Annotated in this window: 17 protein-coding genes; all 17 read right to left on the bottom strand. The window is 36.5% G+C overall.

All coding sequences use genetic code 11. From position 1 onward, the window contains the following. Window positions 1–10 precede the first annotated feature (10 nt). Window positions 11–556 carry a nucleotide exchange factor GrpE gene (gene grpE, locus KH286_RS01405; RefSeq protein ID WP_024061688.1) on the bottom strand — a complete coding sequence of 182 codons (546 nt, stop codon included), beginning with the start codon at window positions 554–556 and terminating at the stop codon, window positions 11–13. Next, complete coding sequence (hrcA, locus tag KH286_RS01400; protein ID WP_101928258.1) at window positions 556–1584, bottom strand: heat-inducible transcriptional repressor HrcA; 1029 nt, start codon at window positions 1582–1584, stop codon at window positions 556–558. The genes grpE and hrcA overlap by 1 nt, the downstream gene beginning before the upstream one ends. A 397-nt stretch (window positions 1585–1981) precedes the next feature. Then, a complete protein-coding gene (locus KH286_RS01395) occupies window positions 1982–2584 on the bottom strand; it encodes a nitrite and sulphite reductase 4Fe-4S region (RefSeq protein WP_024061690.1) in 603 nt (200 codons plus the stop codon). 81 nt (window positions 2585–2665) lie between these two features. Then, a complete protein-coding gene (hemW, locus tag KH286_RS01390; RefSeq protein WP_101928257.1) occupies window positions 2666–3850 on the bottom strand; it encodes a radical SAM family heme chaperone HemW in 1185 nt (394 codons plus the stop codon). 4 nt (window positions 3851–3854) lie between these two features. Then, window positions 3855–5654, bottom strand: a complete 1800-nt coding sequence (gene lepA / locus KH286_RS01385; protein WP_008600869.1) for a translation elongation factor 4 — start codon at window positions 5652–5654, stop codon at window positions 3855–3857. Window positions 5655–5692: 38 nt separating this feature from the next. Then, the gene (gene mnmA / locus KH286_RS01380; RefSeq protein ID WP_039964943.1) at window positions 5693–6754 is read right to left on the bottom strand and encodes a tRNA 2-thiouridine(34) synthase MnmA; all 1062 of its coding nucleotides are present in this window, start codon (window positions 6752–6754) and stop codon (window positions 5693–5695) included. 198 nt (window positions 6755–6952) lie between these two features. Beyond that, window positions 6953–8191 (bottom strand): aminotransferase class I/II-fold pyridoxal phosphate-dependent enzyme, encoded by a 1239-nt coding sequence (locus KH286_RS01375; protein ID WP_004695726.1) that lies wholly within the window; start codon window positions 8189–8191, stop codon window positions 6953–6955. Then, window positions 8188–9117: a tRNA (adenosine(37)-N6)-dimethylallyltransferase MiaA gene (gene miaA / locus KH286_RS01370; RefSeq protein ID WP_278617532.1), complete on the bottom strand. Its 930-nt coding sequence runs from the start codon at window positions 9115–9117 to the stop codon at window positions 8188–8190. The genes KH286_RS01375 and miaA overlap by 4 nt, the downstream gene beginning before the upstream one ends. Beyond that, a complete protein-coding gene (locus tag KH286_RS01365; protein WP_021148121.1) occupies window positions 9114–9926 on the bottom strand; it encodes a class I SAM-dependent methyltransferase in 813 nt (270 codons plus the stop codon). Before KH286_RS01365 ends, miaA begins: the two co-directional genes overlap by 4 nt. A gap of 1 nt (window position 9927) precedes the next feature. Beyond that, a complete protein-coding gene (mutL, locus tag KH286_RS01360) occupies window positions 9928–11967 on the bottom strand; it encodes a DNA mismatch repair endonuclease MutL (protein ID WP_004695719.1) in 2040 nt (679 codons plus the stop codon). After that, window positions 11967–14600, bottom strand: a complete 2634-nt coding sequence (gene mutS, locus KH286_RS01355) for a DNA mismatch repair protein MutS (RefSeq protein ID WP_021148120.1) — start codon at window positions 14598–14600, stop codon at window positions 11967–11969. Before mutS ends, mutL begins: the two co-directional genes overlap by 1 nt. A gap of 26 nt (window positions 14601–14626) precedes the next feature. After that, window positions 14627–15427, bottom strand: a complete 801-nt coding sequence (locus KH286_RS01350; protein ID WP_278617531.1) for a class I SAM-dependent methyltransferase — start codon at window positions 15425–15427, stop codon at window positions 14627–14629. A gap of 228 nt (window positions 15428–15655) precedes the next feature. Then, entirely contained in the window at window positions 15656–16969 is a 1314-nt protein-coding gene (gene miaB, locus KH286_RS01345) for a tRNA (N6-isopentenyl adenosine(37)-C2)-methylthiotransferase MiaB (protein WP_060919772.1), read from the bottom strand. An 8-nt stretch (window positions 16970–16977) separates the two neighbouring features. Next, window positions 16978–17853: an Asp23/Gls24 family envelope stress response protein gene (locus KH286_RS01340; RefSeq protein WP_004695710.1), complete on the bottom strand. Its 876-nt coding sequence runs from the start codon at window positions 17851–17853 to the stop codon at window positions 16978–16980. A 15-nt stretch (window positions 17854–17868) separates the two neighbouring features. Next, complete coding sequence (locus tag KH286_RS01335) at window positions 17869–18696, bottom strand: PHP domain-containing protein (protein WP_004695708.1); 828 nt, start codon at window positions 18694–18696, stop codon at window positions 17869–17871. A gap of 116 nt (window positions 18697–18812) precedes the next feature. Continuing rightward, window positions 18813–20531: a proline--tRNA ligase gene (locus tag KH286_RS01330; RefSeq protein WP_008600855.1), complete on the bottom strand. Its 1719-nt coding sequence runs from the start codon at window positions 20529–20531 to the stop codon at window positions 18813–18815. Next, entirely contained in the window at window positions 20525–21610 is a 1086-nt protein-coding gene (gene ispG, locus KH286_RS01325; protein ID WP_004695704.1) for a flavodoxin-dependent (E)-4-hydroxy-3-methylbut-2-enyl-diphosphate synthase, read from the bottom strand. Before ispG ends, KH286_RS01330 begins: the two co-directional genes overlap by 7 nt.

Raw genomic sequence — 21610 nt, 5'->3', positions numbered from 1 at the left:
ACTTTATAATCTATTCAACAACTTTTACCATTGCTGGACGTATACAACGACCATCAACAGTATAGCCAGTTTGCAAAACTTCACACACCGTATCGGATTCATATTCATCTGACGGTACACGCATAATCGCTTGATGGAAATTTGGATCAAATGGTTGACCCATAGCTTCAATAACAGCTAAACCATGTTTAGATAACATAGCCATCAAATTTTGATGAATCATAATGAATCCATCGAGGAATACTTTTGCTTCCCCTTCTGCAGGACTTTGAACGGCCCGTTCAAAGTTATCCAATACAGGAAGAAGGTCCGTTAATACATCCCCTTTTACATATCCAGCAAGTTGCTCTTTTTCCTGGTTAGTACGACGTTTGAAATTTTCAAAGTCCGCTTGTAACCGTTTATAGCGATTATCAAAGTCGGCTTTAAGTTCTTCTAACACTTGAGCAGCATCAGCCACAGCTTCTTCAGTTTTTTCAACAGTTGGTTCCTCTACATTCGTAGTATCCTCTGTTTCCTCCACTGTTTCTTGTTTAATGTCTTGTTCTTCAGCCATTATTTGCCCTTTCTGTTTTGTTCTTTTACCATAGTTTCCATTATATGTTTCATATGGGACAACATGCCGATGATACGTCCGTATTCCATCCGCGTTGGACCAAGAATAGCAAGAGTTCCGATAGGCTGATCTTGATTCGTAAAATCAGCTTGTACCACACTCATTGAATGTAGCGCTTCAGTTTCATTCTCAATACCAATCTTGACCTTAACAGGTGTTGGAGAATCATCTTTTAATAACTGTCCTAATTGATTTTGTTCTTCCACTAAGGAAAGCAAGGGTTGTACCTTCTCAACAGACTTAAACTCTGGTTGATTTAACAACTCTGTGGTACCTACCGAATAGAACAACTTACGTTTATTAATAGCTCGTAATAATGTCTCCGAAAGGATTAATAAAATTCCCTGCGGTCCTTCCATATGGACCAATATAGATCCTAAAGCCTCAGCCGTTACATGACCAATACTTACATTCTGTAGTGCATTGCTAAATTGTATGGCTAGACTTTGTAAAAGCTCTGGTGAAACACTTTCACCAAAGTACATCAACTCATTATCGAGTGCTCCTGTTTCAGTAATAACTACCATAATGGCTTGATGACTATCTAGCGGTAATACATGAATGTATTTGATTAATGCTCTATCATGGGCTGGTGCTAAGAATAAACTCATGCTATGACTTACCTGTGAAAGTAGTTTAGCCATATTTAGAAAGAGTTCACTCGTTGATCCATTGGAACGCTTCCATAACATTTCAATTTTTTCAGCATCCTGTAATGGAACAGGTTGTCGACTCAGCATAGAATCAACATATAAGCGATAGCCCTTAGCTGAAGGAATACGTCCAGCCGATGTATGAGGTTGCTCTAAATAGCCTAATTCCTCTAAATCGGACATTTCGTTCCGCACCGTAGCAGGACTGATGCCAAGATCATAATTTTTAGCAATCGTTCGAGATCCTACAGGTTCTGCGGACTTAACATAGTCTTCAATTATGACTCGCAAGATGCGCTGTTTTCTTTCATCCATAATGACACCTCTTGTTAGCACTCATTAACTTTGAGTGCTAATCGCATGTATAATATTACCATATTAAAAAAAATTGTCAAGCTAAAAAATGCCAAAAAAGTCAAATAGTATCAATTTAGTCAAAAAGACAAATCAATATTTTTGATTAATTAGTCAAAAAATCAAAGTGCAACAATAAGAAAACACTTATACTATCTACATTTATGACATATCCCAAAATTTAAAGATTAGAATATGTAGTTCTAATAAAATTTCTATTATTAAAACCTGAAATAGTATAAGTGTTTATATATAATAATTTAGTTGTCAATAAACTCTTAGTTAAAATACTTTTTTGGCCCAAGAATTTACGGACTATAAACTATAAATCAATTAGAACTAAAATGTACTAATTGATTTATAGTTCTACCCCTTCTAATGGATTGCCTAGACGCTCTAACAGTTTCCCCATACGTTCACGAGGTTCACCATATTTAGCATACCAATCAATCAAAATATCTACAGCTTTTTTAGATTGCTCAATAGTTAGTTTTCTTGCTAAAATTTTTCCTGCTTCAGGTCTCATGCCTGTATTACCACCAACAGCCAACATAAAACCTTGAGATGTACCGATAAAGGCAATATCTTTTACCATTGCATCTGGGCAGTTACGTCCACATCCACTGATGCCGATTTTGCACTTGTGAGAGGTTTTTCGGCCGTAATGTTTTCTCTCTACATAATCAGCCAATTCTTTAGTTTCCATTTGTCCATTTTTACAATGGCCTTTACCTACACAAGCAATTAAGGAATTAACACCTCTATGAATAACAGTGGTCACGCCATCAGGCAATTCAGAAATAAACTGTTCCTTATCATCTTTTTCAATACCTGTAATTTGTATACCTGTTACAACATGACGGAAGGATCCACCATATTTTTCAGCAAGTTCTATGCATGCTTTCATTTGATCTAAAGTAAATTCATTATGTAAACCGTGTAATATTACAGATGTCTTCATCGCTCCTCCTCAAATCTAGCATGCTTATTCACCATCATCCTATTTATACTAACATATTAGATTTTGAGAAACTGTGAGAAATTACTCACGAATAAATTGACTAAATACATAGTTCCCATGCTTGGCACCTTCAGCGGTTAAATGATAACTTGCATTTTGATACTCTAATAGACCTTTACTAACTAAATCCTCTAAAGTAGTAGCAAACAAATCATGGATAGATACGCCAAATTTATCTTCGAATTTTTGCTTATCAAGGCCCCATTTAGTGCGAAGAGCTAAAAAACAAAAATCCTCTTGAGCTCGTTCTAAAGTAATCGTCTCCGTATCGATAGTAGGCATAATATATCTGTCAACAGATTGTATATAGGGCATTACATTACGATTATTACTACGGCGTACTCCGTCATAGAAGGAATGAGCACCAGCACCAAAGCCTAAATAATCTATATAGTGCCAATATTTTAAATTATGACGACTATAGGAATTAGCCTTGGCGAAATTTGAAATCTCATATCGTTCAAAGCCTAAATCTTTTAATCCGTCCATCATCATGTCATACATGGATTCATCAATGGTTTCACTAGGAATAGAAATAAGGTTCTTTTGTACTAAATGATATAAATAGGTCCCCACTTCTACTTGTAATCCATAAGTAGAAATATGATTAATAGGCAACTCTTCTACGACTGCTAAATTACGTTTAATATCGTCTAAGGATTGTCTTGGTAATCCATAAATCAAATCAATATTAATATCAGCAAAGCCCGCCTCTTTAGCATCATAAACGGCTTGTTTTGCCTGTTCCCCGTTGTGACTGCGATGAAGCATGGTAAGTGCCTTATCGTCAAATGTTTGAACACCAAAGCTAATACGATTAAAACCAAGCTTAACTAATTTCGTTAAATAATGTAAATTTACTTCCCCAGGATTCGATTCAATAGTCATATGACAATCGTCAGTAATTGTAAAAGTATTTTTAATTTTATCAAGAATCATCTGTAGTTGTTGAATCGATAATTCTGTAGGCGTACCTCCACCAAAATAAATTGTATCAATAGCTTTAGATGTAGACTCTGGATGTTCAGAGACCCATAAATCGATTTCTTGAACTAAAGCATATACATAGGTTTCGTAATAATCTTGTAAATTTTGATAAGCAGGAAAATCACAATACATACATTTCTGTTTACAAAAAGGGATATGGACATACAACCCCATATCCCTCAGTGTAGACAGATTCAGAATATCAGAATCTGTTTTCATTTTATTAGTCCTCAACCTTGAGAATCGCCATGAATGCTTCTTGCGGGATCTCTACGGAACCGACGGACTTCATGCGTTTCTTACCGGCTTTTTGTTTTTCAAGTAATTTACGCTTACGAGAAATATCACCACCGTAACATTTTGCCAAAACGTCCTTACGCCAAGCTTTTACAGTTTCACGAGCCACAATTTTTGTACCTACCGCCGCTTGAATTGGAATTTCAAACATTTGACGAGGAATCAATTCTTTCAATTTCTCAGCTAATGCACGTCCACGTGTAGCTGCACGGTCCTTGTGTACAATAATGGACAATGCATCTACAGGATCACCATTTAAGAGAATATCCATCTTAACCATTGGAGATTGTTTATATCCAATCAATTCGTAGTCAAGAGATGCATACCCCTTTGTAGCAGATTTTAATTTATCAAAGTAATCATAAATGATTTCACTCAATGGCAAGTGATAAACGACAGATACGCGTGTTTCATCCAAATATTCCATAGATTGATATTCACCGCGTTTATCTTGAGATAATTCCATGATAGTACCAACAAAATCTTTAGGTACAATTGTAGTCGCCTTTACATAAGGCTCTTCAATGTAATCAATTTCTGTTGGAGGTGGTAATTTAGCTGGATTATCGACTTCGAGCATTTCCCCATTTGTTTTGTACACTTTGTAATTTACCGATGGAGCCGTCGTAATAAGCGTCAAGTTATATTCACGTTCTAAACGTTCTTGAATTACGTCCATATGCAAAAGACCGAGAAACCCACAACGGAAACCAAAGCCCAATGCCAATGATGTTTCTGCTTCATATTCTAAGGCAGCATCATTAAGCTGTAACTTTTCTAATGCATCCCGAAGGTTTTCATAATCTTTAGACTCTGTTGGGTAAAGGCCACAGTACACCATAGATACAGCCTTACGATAACCAGGCAATGGTTCTGATGCAGGATTATTAGCTAATGTTACAGTATCGCCTACATGGCAATCTTTTACATTTTTGATGCTAGCTGCAATACAACCTACTGAGCCACATGGTAATTCTTGCACAGGTACAAGATTTGGAGTAAAAATACCGAGTTCTGTAACATCAAAGTCCTTTTTATCATGCATCATGCGAATTATATCTTTTGCTTTTATGGACCCTTCTTTTACACGGACATAGGCAATAGCACCTTTATACGCATCAAAACGGCTATCAAAAATCAAGGCTCTTGTTGGCTCATCAGATTTATCTGGTGGTGCAGGAACTTTATTTACAATAGCTTCTAAAATATCAGGAATACCGATACCTGATTTGGCAGAGCATAATACAGCATCAGATGCGTCTAAACCAATAATATCTTCAATTTCTTGTTTAACACGATCAGGATCTGCTGACGGCAAATCAATCTTGTTAATAACAGGAATGATTTCAAGATCATGTTCTAAAGCGAGATATACATTTGCCAACGTTTGTGCTTCTACACCTTGAGCAGCATCAACAACAAGTAATGCCCCTTCACAAGCGGCAAGAGAACGAGATACTTCATAGCTGAAATCGACGTGGCCCGGAGTATCGATGAGATTCAAAATATATTCTTCACCATCTTGAGCTTTATACAAAATACGAACAGATTGCGCTTTAATAGTAATGCCGCGTTCACGTTCAAGGTCCATGGAGTCCAAAACTTGAGCCTCCATTTCACGTTTTTGTAATGTACCAGTATATTCAATTAATCTATCAGCAATGGTTGATTTACCATGGTCGATATGAGCTATAATACAGAAGTTTCGAATCTTTTTCGTTGACATACCATGTAAACAAGTTCAAAGAACTTGCATTCTCCTTTCTAACATACGTGATCGATAACAGCACCTCCCAATAATTGAGTGCCATTATAAAAGGCTACAGACTGACCTGGGGTAATAGCCCGTTGTGGTTCTTCAAAAATAACCTCCATTGTATCGTCATCGAGGATACGTGCTGTGCAAGGAGAAGGATTAGCTGCATAGCGAATTTTTCCTTCTGCCTTCAATTCCTTATGAATTGTATCATCTAAGAAGTTATAGAACTTACAAATCATGCGATTTGTAAAGAGATGTTCGTTAGGACCCACGATGACCTCATTACGATCCCCATTAAATCCAATAACATATAAAGGGTGTTTATAAGCAATACCAAGGCCTTTACGTTGACCAATCGTATAATTAAATAAGCCGTTGTGCTTACCTAATACCTCACCATCTTCGGTAACGATATTACCAGACTCTGGCTTACCCTTCATTTCTTCTACCACAAGCTTTTGATAATTCCCATGAGGCAAGAAACAAATATCTACACTATCTGGTTTTTTAGCGACTGGCAAATCATATTCAGCAGCTAATTTACGTGTTTCAGTCTTACATTGACCACCTAATGGGAACATAAGATGACTCAAAATACGTTGGTTCATATTGTACATAACATAACTTTGGTCTTTTGTAGGATCAACACCTTTATGTAACTCATATAGACCTGTTTTTTCATTATAATTTACTTGTGCATAATGACCAGTTACCATATGTGTGGCACCTAATTCAAGAGCACGATTGAGCATCAAGTCAAACTTGATGTTCTTGTTACAAAATACACAAGGATTTGGCGTACGACCATAGGCATATTCTTTTACAAAGTAATCTACTACGTTTTCGTAGAATACATCACGAGCATCGATAACATGATGCTCGATACCAAGAAAATCACACATCTTCTTAGCATCAGTTACGGCAAGAGGCACCTCATCATAGGGCGTACCACTCACCCATAACCATAGGGTAATACCAAATACTTTATAGCCTTGTTTTAATAGCATTGCAGCAGTTAAAGAACTGTCTACGCCGCCACTCATAGCTACAGCGATAACTTTTTCCATACTTTCTCCTTTTAATGATCTCTTGATCATAAAACTAATCAGGGTGAAAGCCTGACGTGTAAAACACTAGTTCGGTGTAAAAGTCCGAGTAGTATTGCTATAAAATTATAGCAACTTATATTATAGCCTAGAAATAGGTATATTGAAAAGATTTGAAATAAAAAGAATCCCTTTCACAAAAGAAAGAGATTCTAAACATTATCTATGTTTTAATAGTTCTTCAGCAGCTCCTAAAATACCAAGCATGGAATGTTCAAATACTAGGCCACCCTGCATGAAAATTGTATATGGTGGACGTATAGGACCATCGGCACTGAGTTCAATAGAGGAACCTTGTACAAAGGTACCACCAGCCATGATGATTTTATCTTCGTACCCAGGCATATCCCCAGGAATAGGATGTACGTGAGCATCTACAGGAGAATAGGCTTGCATACCTACACAGAAATGCTCCATTTCTTCCCCATTTTTCAGATTAATGGCTTGAATCAAGTCATAGCGATCAGCATTTACCTTAGGGAATACATCATAGCCTAGTAACTCACCTACAGCAGCCGTATATACAGCACCTTTAAGAGCTTGTAATACTACGTGAGGTGCCATAAATAAACCTTGGAAGAACAAGCGATAACCAGGAGCATATGAACCCATATGATCACCAAGTCCAGGAGCTGTCAATTGATATGCTGCATCCTCTACAAGGTTTTCTCTACCAACAATGTAACCACCAGTTGGTGCTAAACCGCCACCTGCATTTTTAATGAGAGAGCCAGCCATAATATCAGCACCAGCTTCTAATGGTTCTTGCAGCTCTGTAAATTCACCGTAACAATTATCTACGAAACAAATCGTTTTAGAATTTTTAGTTTTTACAGCATCTACAATAACCTTAATATCTGCAATAGATAAAGGTTCACGTGTGCTATAGCCTCGAGACCGTTGAATCACTACTACCCGCGTATTATCGTTAACAGCGTTAGCAATAGCTTCAACATCATAAGTATTATCTTTCAATGGTACCTCAGTATAGGTAAAACCTTTTTCTACTAAAGAACCACGTACTTCACGAGCGGCACCGATAACGGATTGCATCGTATCATAAGGAGCCCCTACGGCATAGATAAACTCTGTCCCTTTAGAGCCATTTCCCATCAAAGAAATTAATGTAGTAGCTAACGCATGTGTACCAGAAACAAAATGAGGACGAACGATAGCCTTTTCACCTTTAAATACATAGGCAAATACTTCATCTAATTTTTCACGCCCTACGTCGTTATATCCATAACCAGTAGTACCAGTGAAATGATAATCAGATACTTGGCATTCCTTAAAGGCTTCTAATACTTTTTTTGTATTGGCCAATGCAATAGGTTCAAATTTCTTAAATTCTGGTTCAGCCATTTCTAGGGCTTTACTGCGTATTTCTTCTAATGTCATGCTAATCCTTCTCTACGGATTAAATCCATAGCTTTATTAAATATAAAATCTTTAGATGTATTGCTATCAATATGTATCCATTCTATATATGGCATACGTTTATACCATGTAATTTGGCGCTTAGCAAAGTGACGTGTATTCTTCTTAATTAAGTCACGACACTCATCTAATGTTATATTGTCATTTATATAGTCTACAACCTCTTTATAGCCAATACCTTTAAAAGCTTGGCAATCTGGATTCACTCCAGATTTTATGAGTTGTTCCACCTCTTCAATCAAACCTGCATCAAACATCATATCAACGCGTAAATTGATGCGTTCATATAATTTATCACGATCTCTCATGAGACCGATAACAGGACCTTTATAGGATACACCATCTTTTGTCTGATTTCGCAACGAATCTACATCACCATGATGCAATATCTCAATAGCTCGATACAAACGATGTTTGTCGCTATATTGTATCTCTATATTATGCTCTTTACCTAATGTGAAAGCATATTCTCGTAAGCCTTCAATACCTTTTGTACTATAGAGCTCATCGAGTTCTGCTCGCAAATATTCGTCAGGTTTAACATCATTAAAGTTGTAGTTTTCCAATAATGATTGGACATACAGTCCTGTACCACCAGACAGAATAGGAGGGATATTTCTATCTTTTAATCTTGCAATTATTTCTTTAGCTTGATCTTGAAAAATAGATACCGAATATGAATCATTTGGTTCCAGTATATCGATGAGATGATGTTTCACCCGATTAAGTTCATCCACCGATGGTTTAGCGGTACCAATATTAAGTTGTTTATAAACCTGGTAAGCATCACCAGAAATAACCTCAGCATGTAGCTGTTCTGCTAATTCCAAGGTAAGATCTGTTTTGCCTACCGCAGTAGGTCCAACGATGGTAATTAAGGGATTCACAATAACTCCTTCATATATATTCCATAACCTATACGGCTATATTTTCCCCCCACCCATTGGTGAGGTGGATATTTCTGAAAGACAGAACTAAATGGTCGTTCTTTAATAATAACACCATAAGAGGCAACACGCATAGCTTCCTCCATAATTTTATCATCAATACGACTTTCCACAGTATGTCCACGAAGTGGTTTAAATTGAGGACTATCCTCTACAGGGACCTCAAACATAGGATCAAAATAAATAATATCTATACTTTCATCTGGTAGATTAGGTACATAGTTTTCAAAGGTATCATAACTTACCTCAATACGACGTAATGCGTCCGTCACACTTTTCACATTATGCGAATAATGAGATAAACCATAAGATGTGGCAAGCCATATAGATAGAGAACCTTCTAGACCTTTTATTTTAGCCTGAGGAAAAGCATAGCTCATGACGATACTGTCACTACCAAGACCAATTGTACAATCAAGAAACGAAAATTCTTCTTTATCAGTTATTTCATTAGTACTTAGTATTGTCTGAACAGCATTAATTAAATGATCTCCTTCTCCACGTTGCAAACGTAGTATACGTAATTGAGCCATGGATAAATGAAAGCTATGTTGCTGATTATCAGGAAAATGAATAGTTAAGCCATTACCAGAAAGAACAGCAATAAAATCACATGGATGAGCATTAAATAATGCTGGTATAGATAATTTTCCTCTTTTTATATAGGCCATATGCATAGAGGAAGCCAAAGCTTTGGCTTCCTCTTGAATGGCCTCATTAGATTTTTGAGCTGTAGTTAATATATTCATATTAAGACCGTAAGAATAATTTACCTAATTCATCAGGTGTAAATTTGATAATCGTAGGACGACCATGAGGACATACATATGGTTTTTCGGTACTAAATAAGTCCTCAATTAAGGTAGTCATTTGATACATATTTAAATTATGACCTGCCTTGATGGCCCCTCTACAAGATGCATAAGCTAACATTTCATGTCGTAATTGGGCCTTAGTAGGCTGTTGATGATCATGTAAGTAAGAGAATATATATTGCAGAATTTCAAATGCTTTTGACTCTACTAAATCTACTGGAGCCCCTACTAATTTTATCTTAGTAGGACCACCTAACTCTACATCAAAGCCAAGATCAAGTAATGTTTCTCGTTCTTCCTCTACTAAATTCATTTCATCATTTGTGGCCTCACTATACTGAGGAACCAAAATAGATTGCATAGGAATCGATTCAGAAGACTTACACAACTTATCATAACGCACACGCTCATGTGCAGCATGTTGATCTATGATATATAGATCATCACCTTTTTTAGCTAATATATAACAAGATGCAACTTGACCCATTGGTAAAAAGCCCGAGTTTTGAATTGTACGTTCTTCTATCTCTTCGTTACGAATATCGTGAGACAAGGATTTAAACTTCTCTACATCTTCCGAAGTATAACTAGTGTATGCAGTAGGAACAGCTTCAAAACTTTCATCTACAAAAGAGGATTGTTCATAAGTAGCCTTAGGTGCAGGTGGTGTATACCCCTTTGTTTTAAGATTTTCCACAAACTGCGAAGTTTCACCGCGCATGACTTCATAGCCTTTTGTACGGCGTCCACCAAAAACCTTATCATAATCTATAGCTGTTGCTATATGTTCAGCTGACTGCATCGAATCGTGTACAACAGTAGGTGCTTGATAAGAATCATAAGTAGTATTACCAGCTAAGAATGTACTATTAGAACTAAAATTCTTAATATCACTATTACTAGCAATATCATTACCATATTTATCGGATATGTTAGCAACTGTACCCGTCATATAAGATGATGACTCTCGTTCGTATCTCTCATGGAGTGGATTATTTAAAGCATTTAAGATACCGTGATATACGGCTTTAAATATAATCTTATCATCTGAGAATTTAACTTCACTCTTGCGAGGATGTACGTTTATATCAACCATTCTCGCAGGCACAGTAATATTTAGTACCACTAAAGGATGACCATTTTTCGGCAATAGTGCATGGTATGCATTATCGATAGCCTTCATTATGGTTTTATCAGAAATCACGCGATTATTGACGATAATGGTCTGCCATATCCTTGTACTTTTAAGAAGTGTGGGCTTACTCACTACGCCATCGATATAGATAGAATCACTTTCATAGGCAACAGTAAAAATATCTTCTTTGGTTTTATATCCATATAGCGCAGCTACAGTATCACTAATATCGCCATTTCCTGGTGTGATAATAGCTACCCGATCATCGATGATAAGCTTAAAAGAAATATGTGGATTACTTAGAGCTAATTTCCCTACAATATCTTGAATTTTAGAGGCTTCTGTACGCTCCGTTTTTAAGAATTTACGACGAGCCGGTGTATTATAAAATAAATCTTTAATTTCGATAGTTGTACCAGGTGCCGCACCATAAGGAATGCAATCGGTAAAGGTGCCGCCATCAACAGTAATACGAGTCCCCAAATCAGAGTCTGCTTTACGAGTAGTCAAAGAGAAATGAGATACAGAGGCAATACTAGCCAAGGCCTCCCCACGGAAGCCTAGGGACGCAATATCAAAGAGGTCCTCTACTTGTTGAATTTTAGAGGTTGCATGACGTAGAATCGCCAAGCGAGCATCTTCCTCCGTCATACCGATACCATTATCAGTAATCCGCATATAGGCCACACCGCCTTCACCAATTTCAACCTCAATATTAGTGGCAGACGCATCAATAGAGTTTTCAATGAGCTCTTTAATAACTGATGCGGGACGTTCAACGACTTCACCGGCAGCTATCTTATTGATTGTCGTTTCATCCAATACGTGAATGGTTGCCATTATTTCCCGCCTCCTTTACGAGCTTCCTCTTGTAGTTCATATAATTTATTTAATGCTTCAATTGGAGTCATACTCATTACATCGACTTCCAGTAAGCTATCTACTACGGAATGGGTAAATAAATTGCCTAGTGGAGAATCACTAACTTGCTTAACCGCTGGTTTTGCCACATTAGTAAGTTGAGCACCCATAACTCGATTATTTAAGTCACTTGCATCATGACTTTGATCTTCCAAGGATTCTAAAATCACTTCAGCTCGTTTTAATACAGAGTTAGGTAGGCCCGCCAGTCTGGCAACATGGATACCATAACTGCGATCTGCACCACCTTTAATGATACGACGCAAGAAAGCAACATCTTTCCCTTTTTCTTTAACTGCAACGGTATAATTTTTTAATTTACTATAGCTTTCTTCTAAGCAAATCAATTCATGGTAGTGCGTTGCAAATAAAGTCTTGCTATGAATGTGCTTACAAATATGTTCCACTACGGCTTGTGCGATACTCAAACCATCAAAGGTACTCGTACCCCGACCAATTTCATCGAGAATAATTAAACTATTATGGGTAGCATTTTCTAAAATATACGCTACCTCTTTCATTTCTACCATGAACGTGCTTTGACCAGTAGAAATATCGTCGCTAGCACCGACACGTGTAAAAATACGATCCACAGGTGAGATAGACGCTTCACGAGCAGGGATAAAGGAACCAATCTGTGCCATAATCATTAAGATAGCCACTTGACGCATGTAAGTAGATTTACCTGCCATATTAGGGCCTGTAATGAGTAAAAATTCTTCATCATCATGATTTAGAACGATATCATTTGGTACAAATACCTCACGTTTTAAAAACTTTTCAATAACTGGATGACGACCATCACGAATATTGATTTGACCATTCATTACAATAGTTGGACAAATATAATTTTCTTCATAAGCAACCAAAGCAAGAGAGCACAATACATCAAGGTCTGCAAGAGCACGTGCCGTTTCTTGCACATCTTTGATAACGAGTTTAATGTCATTGCGTAATTGTTGATATAGTTCGTGTTCCAACGCGATGATTTTATCTTTCGCACTGAGAATTTTAATTTCAAATTCTTTTAACTCAGGCGTAATATAGCGTTCAGCATTGGCCAGGGTTTGTTTTCGTATGAAATAGTCTGGTACTTGTTCTGATTTACTATGGGATACCTCGAAATAGTAGCCAAACACTTTATTATAACCAGTCTTAATTTTTGAAAGCCCTGTAGCTTCTTTAATATCCGCTTCCATCTTAGCAAGCCATTGCTCGCTATTAGTCGCTAAAGAACGTAGCTCATCTAAATCAGCATTAAATCCATCTTTAATAACACGACCGTCTTTTAATGTCAACGCTGGTTGCTCTGCAATAGCTCGACATAATAAGTCATAAATATCTTTATGATCTTGCATGCGCTCATTAATAGATGTTAAAGCTAGACTTGAACATGTACCTAATACATTCTTAATATCAGGTAGAACTGCTAATGACTCACGAAGAGCCGTTAAATCTCTGGGAGACACAGATCCGGTTTCAACACGACCAACGATGCGTTCAAAATCGTAAATACAATCTAAAAAGTTACGAATATGAGAACGTTCAGCACCGCGTGTAATAAGTTCTGAAACGGCTGCTTGACGACGTTGTATTTGATTTATATCAGTTAATGGACTTTCAAGCCATTGTTTTAAAAGGCGTGCCCCCATTGGTGTCAACGTACGATCTAGTACATCCAGTAAAGTACCTTTTTGTCCACCATCGCGTAAATTATGAGTAATTTCAAGGTGCCGCAAAGAAGATGTATCAAGAATAAGGCGATTACCTACACTTAATTGATGTACATAGTTGATATGAGAAATTTCAGATTTAATGATATCCTCTAAGTACAAAAGCATATAACCTAATGCTTCCCATACATCCTCTTCCATAAGGCCTAAATCACCGAAATGAGTTACAGCTTTTTCAGCTACTTCACGTTGTGTATAGTATGTAGAAAAAGGAGAAAATACGACATTACTAAATTGATTTTCAATAAAATCCTGAATATCTTGCGGTAATATCGTTCCTTCAGGCAATATGATTTCACTTGGTCTATACATGCTGAGTGCATCGTACATATCACTGCGTTTTTCACAATCAGTAATGCGGTGCCAAATAACTTCCCCTGTAGATACATCAGAAAACACAAGAATCCACGTATCTTTTACCATATAAAATAATGATAAAAAGTTATTTGACCGTGCATCGTTACCATTTTCTGTCATCACTGTACCAGGAGTAACAACTTTAATGACATCGCGCTTAACAATGCCTTTAACTGCTTTAGGATCTTCTAGTTGTTCACAGATAGCAACTTTATATCCTTTTTTTACAAGCGTTTCTATGTAGCTTTCAGCCGCATGAAAAGGAACGCCACACATCGGTGTGCGTTCCTCATCTCCTGTAGGACGACCTGTTAAGGTAATATTAAGTTCACGTGATGCGACTAAAGCATCCTCATTAAATAATTCATAAAAATCACCTAATCGAAAGAACAATAATTCTTCAGAGTATCTAGATTTAATATCTAAATACTGCTCCATCATAGGTGTTTGCTTTTTACTCATATTCACCTCATATATTATGAGTCATATCACAGATTCCGCTTATATTCGTATATTCCCATACGATTATTAAACAAATATATAAACGGGTATAATAATTTATAAACAATAGGTGCTAAGGACAACATACTTCCTGTAAAATTAATCAATCCAGTCTGTTTAAGCTTAGGATTCATAACTACAATTTTATGACCGTCCTTAGTTCCCCACTGAAAAGAAACATTCATTTTACTAAGCATATCATGTTGTTTAGTGCGTTTCGCCACATATGGAGAAATCATATCAAGATATAACGTAAACTCTTCAAAAGAATCAGTCAGCAAGCCTAAAAACTGCTTCATTTCATCCAATGTAAGATACATAACTACACCTTCACTAACAAGCAGTAGTTTTCGTCCATTTATCTCAATATTTTTAGTCCACAATTCATCAGTTATAGAACTCACTAAATTATGGACTCGTTCATGAGGCTCAAAAAATTGTGTACGTGCTTCAATCACTCCGGCAAAATCGATATTATACCAATCAATATAACCGTTGTCGACTCGATAAAACATAGTATCTAAACCGGCACCTAATGATACGACGATACAATCTGGATATAGAGATATAAAGTTTCGTATCTCTTCATCGATTACTTTTGCTCGTCCTAAAATTCCATAATAAGACATCTTAACATCTTTAAATTGATCAAAATCATAATCAATATGCTTTAAAATATCCCAGGATTTCTGATCCTTTAATACAGATTGATCTGACTCATAATCTTTCGCTCTTGCATATAGTGTCAATAATGCCGTTTCGCCTACAGCGTTTAAATCAAGTTTCATAGTTACACCTTCTTTGTAAAAATACAAAATGTAAATGGTGTTCATACCTATGAATGTCTTCAATATACAACTTTTATATTATTTTATTATTATAACACATATGATTTCTAATCAGCATCTATGGTAAAAAAGAACATCGCCACCACATGTTTAGCAAACTAATTTTAGATAAAAATTCTAACCTTAGAGTTAACATAATAGTGACGAGTTCTTTTTGATTCTAATAGTTTATTTTACAATACTACCATAACAAACCCATGTTTGAGCTTTATCGATATGAGCTGGTACAGTTTGACCAATTGATAGGGAGTCATCCTTAGGGAATAAAACCATTTTATTACCAGATGTACGACCGAACCACATGTCTTCATCACGAGGACTTGGTCCCTCTACAATAATATCAAATACTTGTCCTTCCATAGGTTTATTTAATTCATAAGAGATTTCATTTTGTACATCCATCAATGTTTGTAAGCGAACGCGCTTAATCTCTTCTGGAATTTGATCATCCATAGTTGCTGCTGGCGTTCCAGATCGCTTAGAGTAGATAAACGTATACGCCATGTCATAGCGCACATCTTTTAATAATTGTAATGTAGCTTGAAAATCTTCCTCAGTTTCTCCTGGGAAACCTACAATGATATCCGTAGTCACCACCACATCTTTTATTTTTTCACGGCAATAAGAAAGTAATTCTTTATAATGCTCTACCGTGTAATGACGATTCATTTTCTTTAAAATACGATTGGAACCAGATTGAATAGGTAAATGTAAATGCGTCACAATATTGGATGACCTACCAAGAGCATCAATCATAGACTTACTCATATCTTGAGGATGACTTGTCATATAGCGAATACGTTCTATACCAGGAATACCATCAAGAGCATCAACTAATGTACCAAAATCTGTACCATCTTTAAAATCTAGGCCATAAGAGTTTACATTTTGCCCCAATAAAGTGATCTCTTTAAATCCTTTAACCCCTAGGTCTGTAACCTCTTTAACAATGGCCTCTACAGGACGGCTAATCTCTCTACCACGTACATGGGGAACAATACAATAGGTGCAAAATTTATTACAGCCATTCATAATAGGTACCCATGCATAAAAAGAGCCATTTGGTTTTGCCTCTAATTCAGGCAATACAGAGTTATCCATATCTACGCTGATTTGATGCGTATGTCCATGTTGTACTTCTTCAATCATCTCGTTAATATGTTGAATATTATGAGTACCCAATACAATATCAATATGAGGAGCTCGTTTAAACATTTCTGCTTGATTTTTTTGAGCCATACATCCTGTGACGGCGATAATCAAGTTTTTATTATTACGTTTTAGTCTTTTTAGCTCACCTATACGCCCATAAACTTTAGTTTCTGCATTTTCACGCACTGCACAAGTATTTAGCAGAATTAAATCTGCAGTTTCAACATTCTCTGTTGGTATATACCCAACAGATTCCAGCTGATGCGATAATCGCTCAGAGTCGGCGGTATTCATTTGACAACCATAGGTGTAAATATAATAAGACTTCATTCTAACTCCTACACTTTAACAATCTTACGTTTTGTTTCAATAATATTCTTAACTTTAATGGACATGCGTTCAATAGACATGCCGGTAATATATTCAATTTCATTGCGAACAGATTTTTGTACCTGTTGCATCAACGGTTTAACAGGATATCCATGTTCAATAACTACAGCCATATCAACAACAAGACCGTTTTGACCTTTGTCGCTTTTTTTAAAAGAAATTATACTGGTCTCATCGACACCAGCTACTTTTTTTAACCCATTTCTAATCAATTTAATAATTACTTCATCGTCAAAAGTGAGTCGACCATAGTAGCTAAAAGCAGGCCGTACAACAGAACGTTCAAATCCTTCAGAACCAATTTGACCTAAGGTATCTTGATCTTGTTTTTTCAAAGTCCTGCGGCGCCACATGGTTTTGATTGGATCAATCAAATACCCCCTAAAGTGTGGCTTTAATTCCATAGTCGGCACAGGAATTATATGTTTACCCTCTTTAAGACGTGCATGTTGTGCCTTTTCAATTTCCTTAGGTGTTGCAACATCTTCTATACGAATATATCGATCAGGTTCTTGTAAGCCTAAAGCTTTAGTAATCTTCTTAACCATATTATCAGAAGTGCCGATAATCATAAGCTTATTAGGTTTAATCTTATCTAATTGTTCTCGTACGGATTTAACTTGTACTTCGTCTTGAAAAATAGCACGACGAACAGCTTTTAAACGACTAGACTCTTTTTTTGCAGAAAAGCCAGCTACAATTTTATTATCATGAATCAAAATACCATCATCGATGATACATTCAATTTTATTTTCATGAGCAACTACGAGGGCACGATGACTTTTACCTGTGCCACTACTACCTACAAAAGCAACGACTTCCATAGCCTACCTCGTCATTTATAACAAACTAATAAATTCTGATACATCCTTACCAGATACTAAGTAATCACCAAATCTATCAGGTTTCTTGCCTACAATACCATGGTAATCAGAACCACCAGTAATAAATAGCTTATGCTTTTTAGCGAATTCTTTATATCGCTCCACATCATCATCATTATGCTTTGAGTGATATACCTCCATACCATCAAAATCATAATTTAACATTTCCAACACATATTCATCACTGGTAACCAATTTAGGATGAGCCATAACAGCAAGTCCTCCAGCTTTATGTATAATATCAATAATATAAGGAACCTCTACTTTTACCTTAGGAACATAGCAAGGACTATCTTTTCGAAGAATACCTTTAAATACATCATTAATATCCTTGGCATAACCACCATCAATTAAAAGTTTACCAATATGTGGGCGACCATAAGCTTTAGTATCAGGAAATTGTTTAATGAGCTCTTCTTTTGTAATATAATATCCTTCATTATTACAACGACGGATAATTTCATCGATACGTTCTTCACGTTTTCCTTTAAAAAACGTAATAAAATCGATTAAATCTTTATTATTTTCATCAAAACAATATCCTAAAATATGAATTGACTTATCTTTATAATCAGCACTAAATTCACAGCCATTTACGATTTTAATAGATTCATTAGGATCTAACTTCTTTTGAGCAGCACGCAATGCTTGAATGCCGTCTATTTCATCATGATCGGTTAAAGCCATCATAGATACATTACAGTCTATGGCATGTTGCAATAGATCTTTAGGTGTTTCAACACCATCTGAAAAGATGGAATGCATATGAAAATCTACAAGCATATAGCACCTCCATTCCAAATATTCTATCATTTAATTATGACTTATTTAATCTATTAATTCAAGTTTAGAAAGAAAAATTGCGACCCTAATGAACATTCACTAGAATCGCAATTCTATTATAAGTTTTGAAGCAATTCTGTTACTTTATCAGATACAGAATCAATAGCACATGGAAGAGCTTCTCCAGACTTACGGATTTGAATTTCTACTTCGTTATTCTCAAGAGTATTTTTACTTACTGTAATGCGAAGTGGATAACCAATCAAATCAGCATCTTTGAACTTAACACCTGCACGATCTTTACGATCATCTAACAATACATCTACACCAGCATTTTGTAATGCAGTATAAATAGTTTGACTAGTAGACATTAATGCTTCGTCTTTTGCATTAATTGGAACAATAACTGCTTCAAATGGAGCGATAGAACGTGGCCAAATAATACCATTTTCATCGTGATATTGCTCAATAGCAGCAGCTAGTGTACGAGATACACCGATACCATAGCAACCCATAATCATTGGATTAGGACGACCATTTTGATCTAAGAATGTAGCTTGTAATGCTTCAGAATACTTTGTACCCAATTTAAATACTTGACCCACTTCGATGCCTTTAGCATGTTCTAAAGCACCCCCACATTTAGGACACACATCGTCCTTCGTGATTAAACGAATTGGAGCAACAATAATATCTTCTACATTAAAGTCCCGTTTTGGATTGATATTAACGTAGTGAGCATCTTTTTTATTAGCGCCACCACAAACATTGTAAGTTTCCATAACAGATTCATCAACAACAATAGCAAATTCTTCTGTTTGTTTTAAACCAATAGGACTGATGAAACCAGCTATTAAACCTACTTTTTCCAATTCTTCAGGGGTGGCCATCTCAGGCTCTACAGCACCAAGAACGGCATGTTGTACAGCGACTTCATTTACTTCATGGTCACCACGAACAATGGCTAATACCACTTTACCATCAATAGAAAATACTACCGCTTTGATAGTTTTATGTAATGGTAAATTTAACATGTCTGCCACAGCTTCAATAGAACTTGCATTTGGTGTATCCACAACAGATAACTCATGAAGAACTTCTTCGTCTTGCTTCATGATACCAGGCTTGCCGATTTCAATGTTAGCTGCATAATCACACTTAGTACAATATACGATATCAGCTTCACCAGCTTCGGCAATGGCCATGAACTCATGCGTACCACTACCACCGATTGCACCACTATCAGCCTCTACTGGGCGGAATGTAAGACCACAACGTGTAAAAATACGTGTATATGCATCGTACATAGATTTATAGGATTCATCTAAACCCGCTTCATCTACATCAAAAGAATAAGCATCTTTCATAATGAATTCACGGCTACGCATCAAGCCATAACGTGGACGACGCTCATCACGGAATTTACTTTGAATTTGATATAAGTTGACTGGTAATTGACGATATGAGTTAATCTCATTTTTAACGAGGGTTGTAATCATCTCTTCATGTGTTGGTCCTAGACAAAACTCATTATCATGACGATCATTGATACGCATCATTTCTGCGCCATATGCGTTCCAACGGCCAGACTCTTTCCAAATTTCTGCAGGCTGTAAAATTGGCATCATAATTTCTTGAGCACTAGCACGATCCATTTCTTCACGTACAATAGCTTCAATCTTTTTAATACTTCTCCAACCTAATGGTAAAAAACTATATAAACCATTTGCAGTTTTACGCATAAAACCAGCGCGAAGCATAAGCTGTTGGCTTACTACATCAGCGTCAGATGGAACCTCACGCAATGTAGGTGCATATAATTTAGTGGCTAACATAAAGACTCCTCATCTAAATTTTCTAAATATTGGTCAATTTCTCTAAACAATGTATCTACTAATTCGGCTTCTGGTACAGTCTTAATAACTTTCCCTTTACGGAAAATAATACCTTGACCATCACCACCAGCAATACCAAAGTCGGCCTCACGCGCTTCCCCTGGACCATTTACAACACACCCCATAACGGCAACCTTAATAGGCGCTTTTATGGATGCTAGACGTTCTTCTACAATACCAGCCATATCAAATAAATTTACTTGGCAACGACCACATGTAGGACAAGATATCATAGTGGCCCCAAAATTTCTTAATCCTAAGCTACTTAAAATACTTCTACCTACTTCAATTTCGTGAATTGGATCTCCAGTTAAGGATACCCGTAATGTATCACCAATGCCATCGAGCAATAATGCACCAATCCCCATAGCAGATTTAATAGTGCCTTGTTTAATAGTACCAGCTTCTGTTACCCCTAAATGTAACGGATAAGGAATCTTATCAGATAACTTACGATATGCTTCCACCATTAGAGGTACTTCCGTGGCTTTAATGGATAATTTCATTTGACGATAATCGAGTTTTTCTAAAATTCTTACGTGTTCTAAAGCTGTTTCAACCATACCATCCGCTGTAGGATGTCCTCCATGAGCATCGAGAATATGCTTTGGTAAAGAGCCTGCATTAACACCAATGCGAATTGGGATTTGTTTAGGTTTTGCCTTTTCAATAACGGCTAAAACCTTATCTTCACCACCAATATTTCCTGGATTAATGCGCAATCCATCAACATTATTTTCAATAGCTTCTAAAGCTAATCTATAATCAAAGTGAATATCGGCGATCAAAGGAATTGAAATGCCCGCTCTAACAGCCTTTAAAGCCTTTGCAGATGCCATTGTAGGAACGGCGACACGAACCAGTTCACAACCAGCCTCTGCTAAATGATTAATTTCTGCAATTGCCTTCTCTGTATGTACTGGATCCGTAGTAATCATAGATTGAATACTTACCGGTGCATAATCGCCGATTTTAACTGTACCTACATAGATACCATTTGTTGGTTTACGTACAATCAT

Origin of the sequence: Veillonella parvula (genome assembly GCF_018378075.1) — a bacterium.
GTDB classification, from domain to species: domain Bacteria; phylum Bacillota; class Negativicutes; order Veillonellales; family Veillonellaceae; genus Veillonella; species Veillonella parvula_K.
This window is presented reverse-complemented; position numbering and strand designations above follow the sequence as displayed.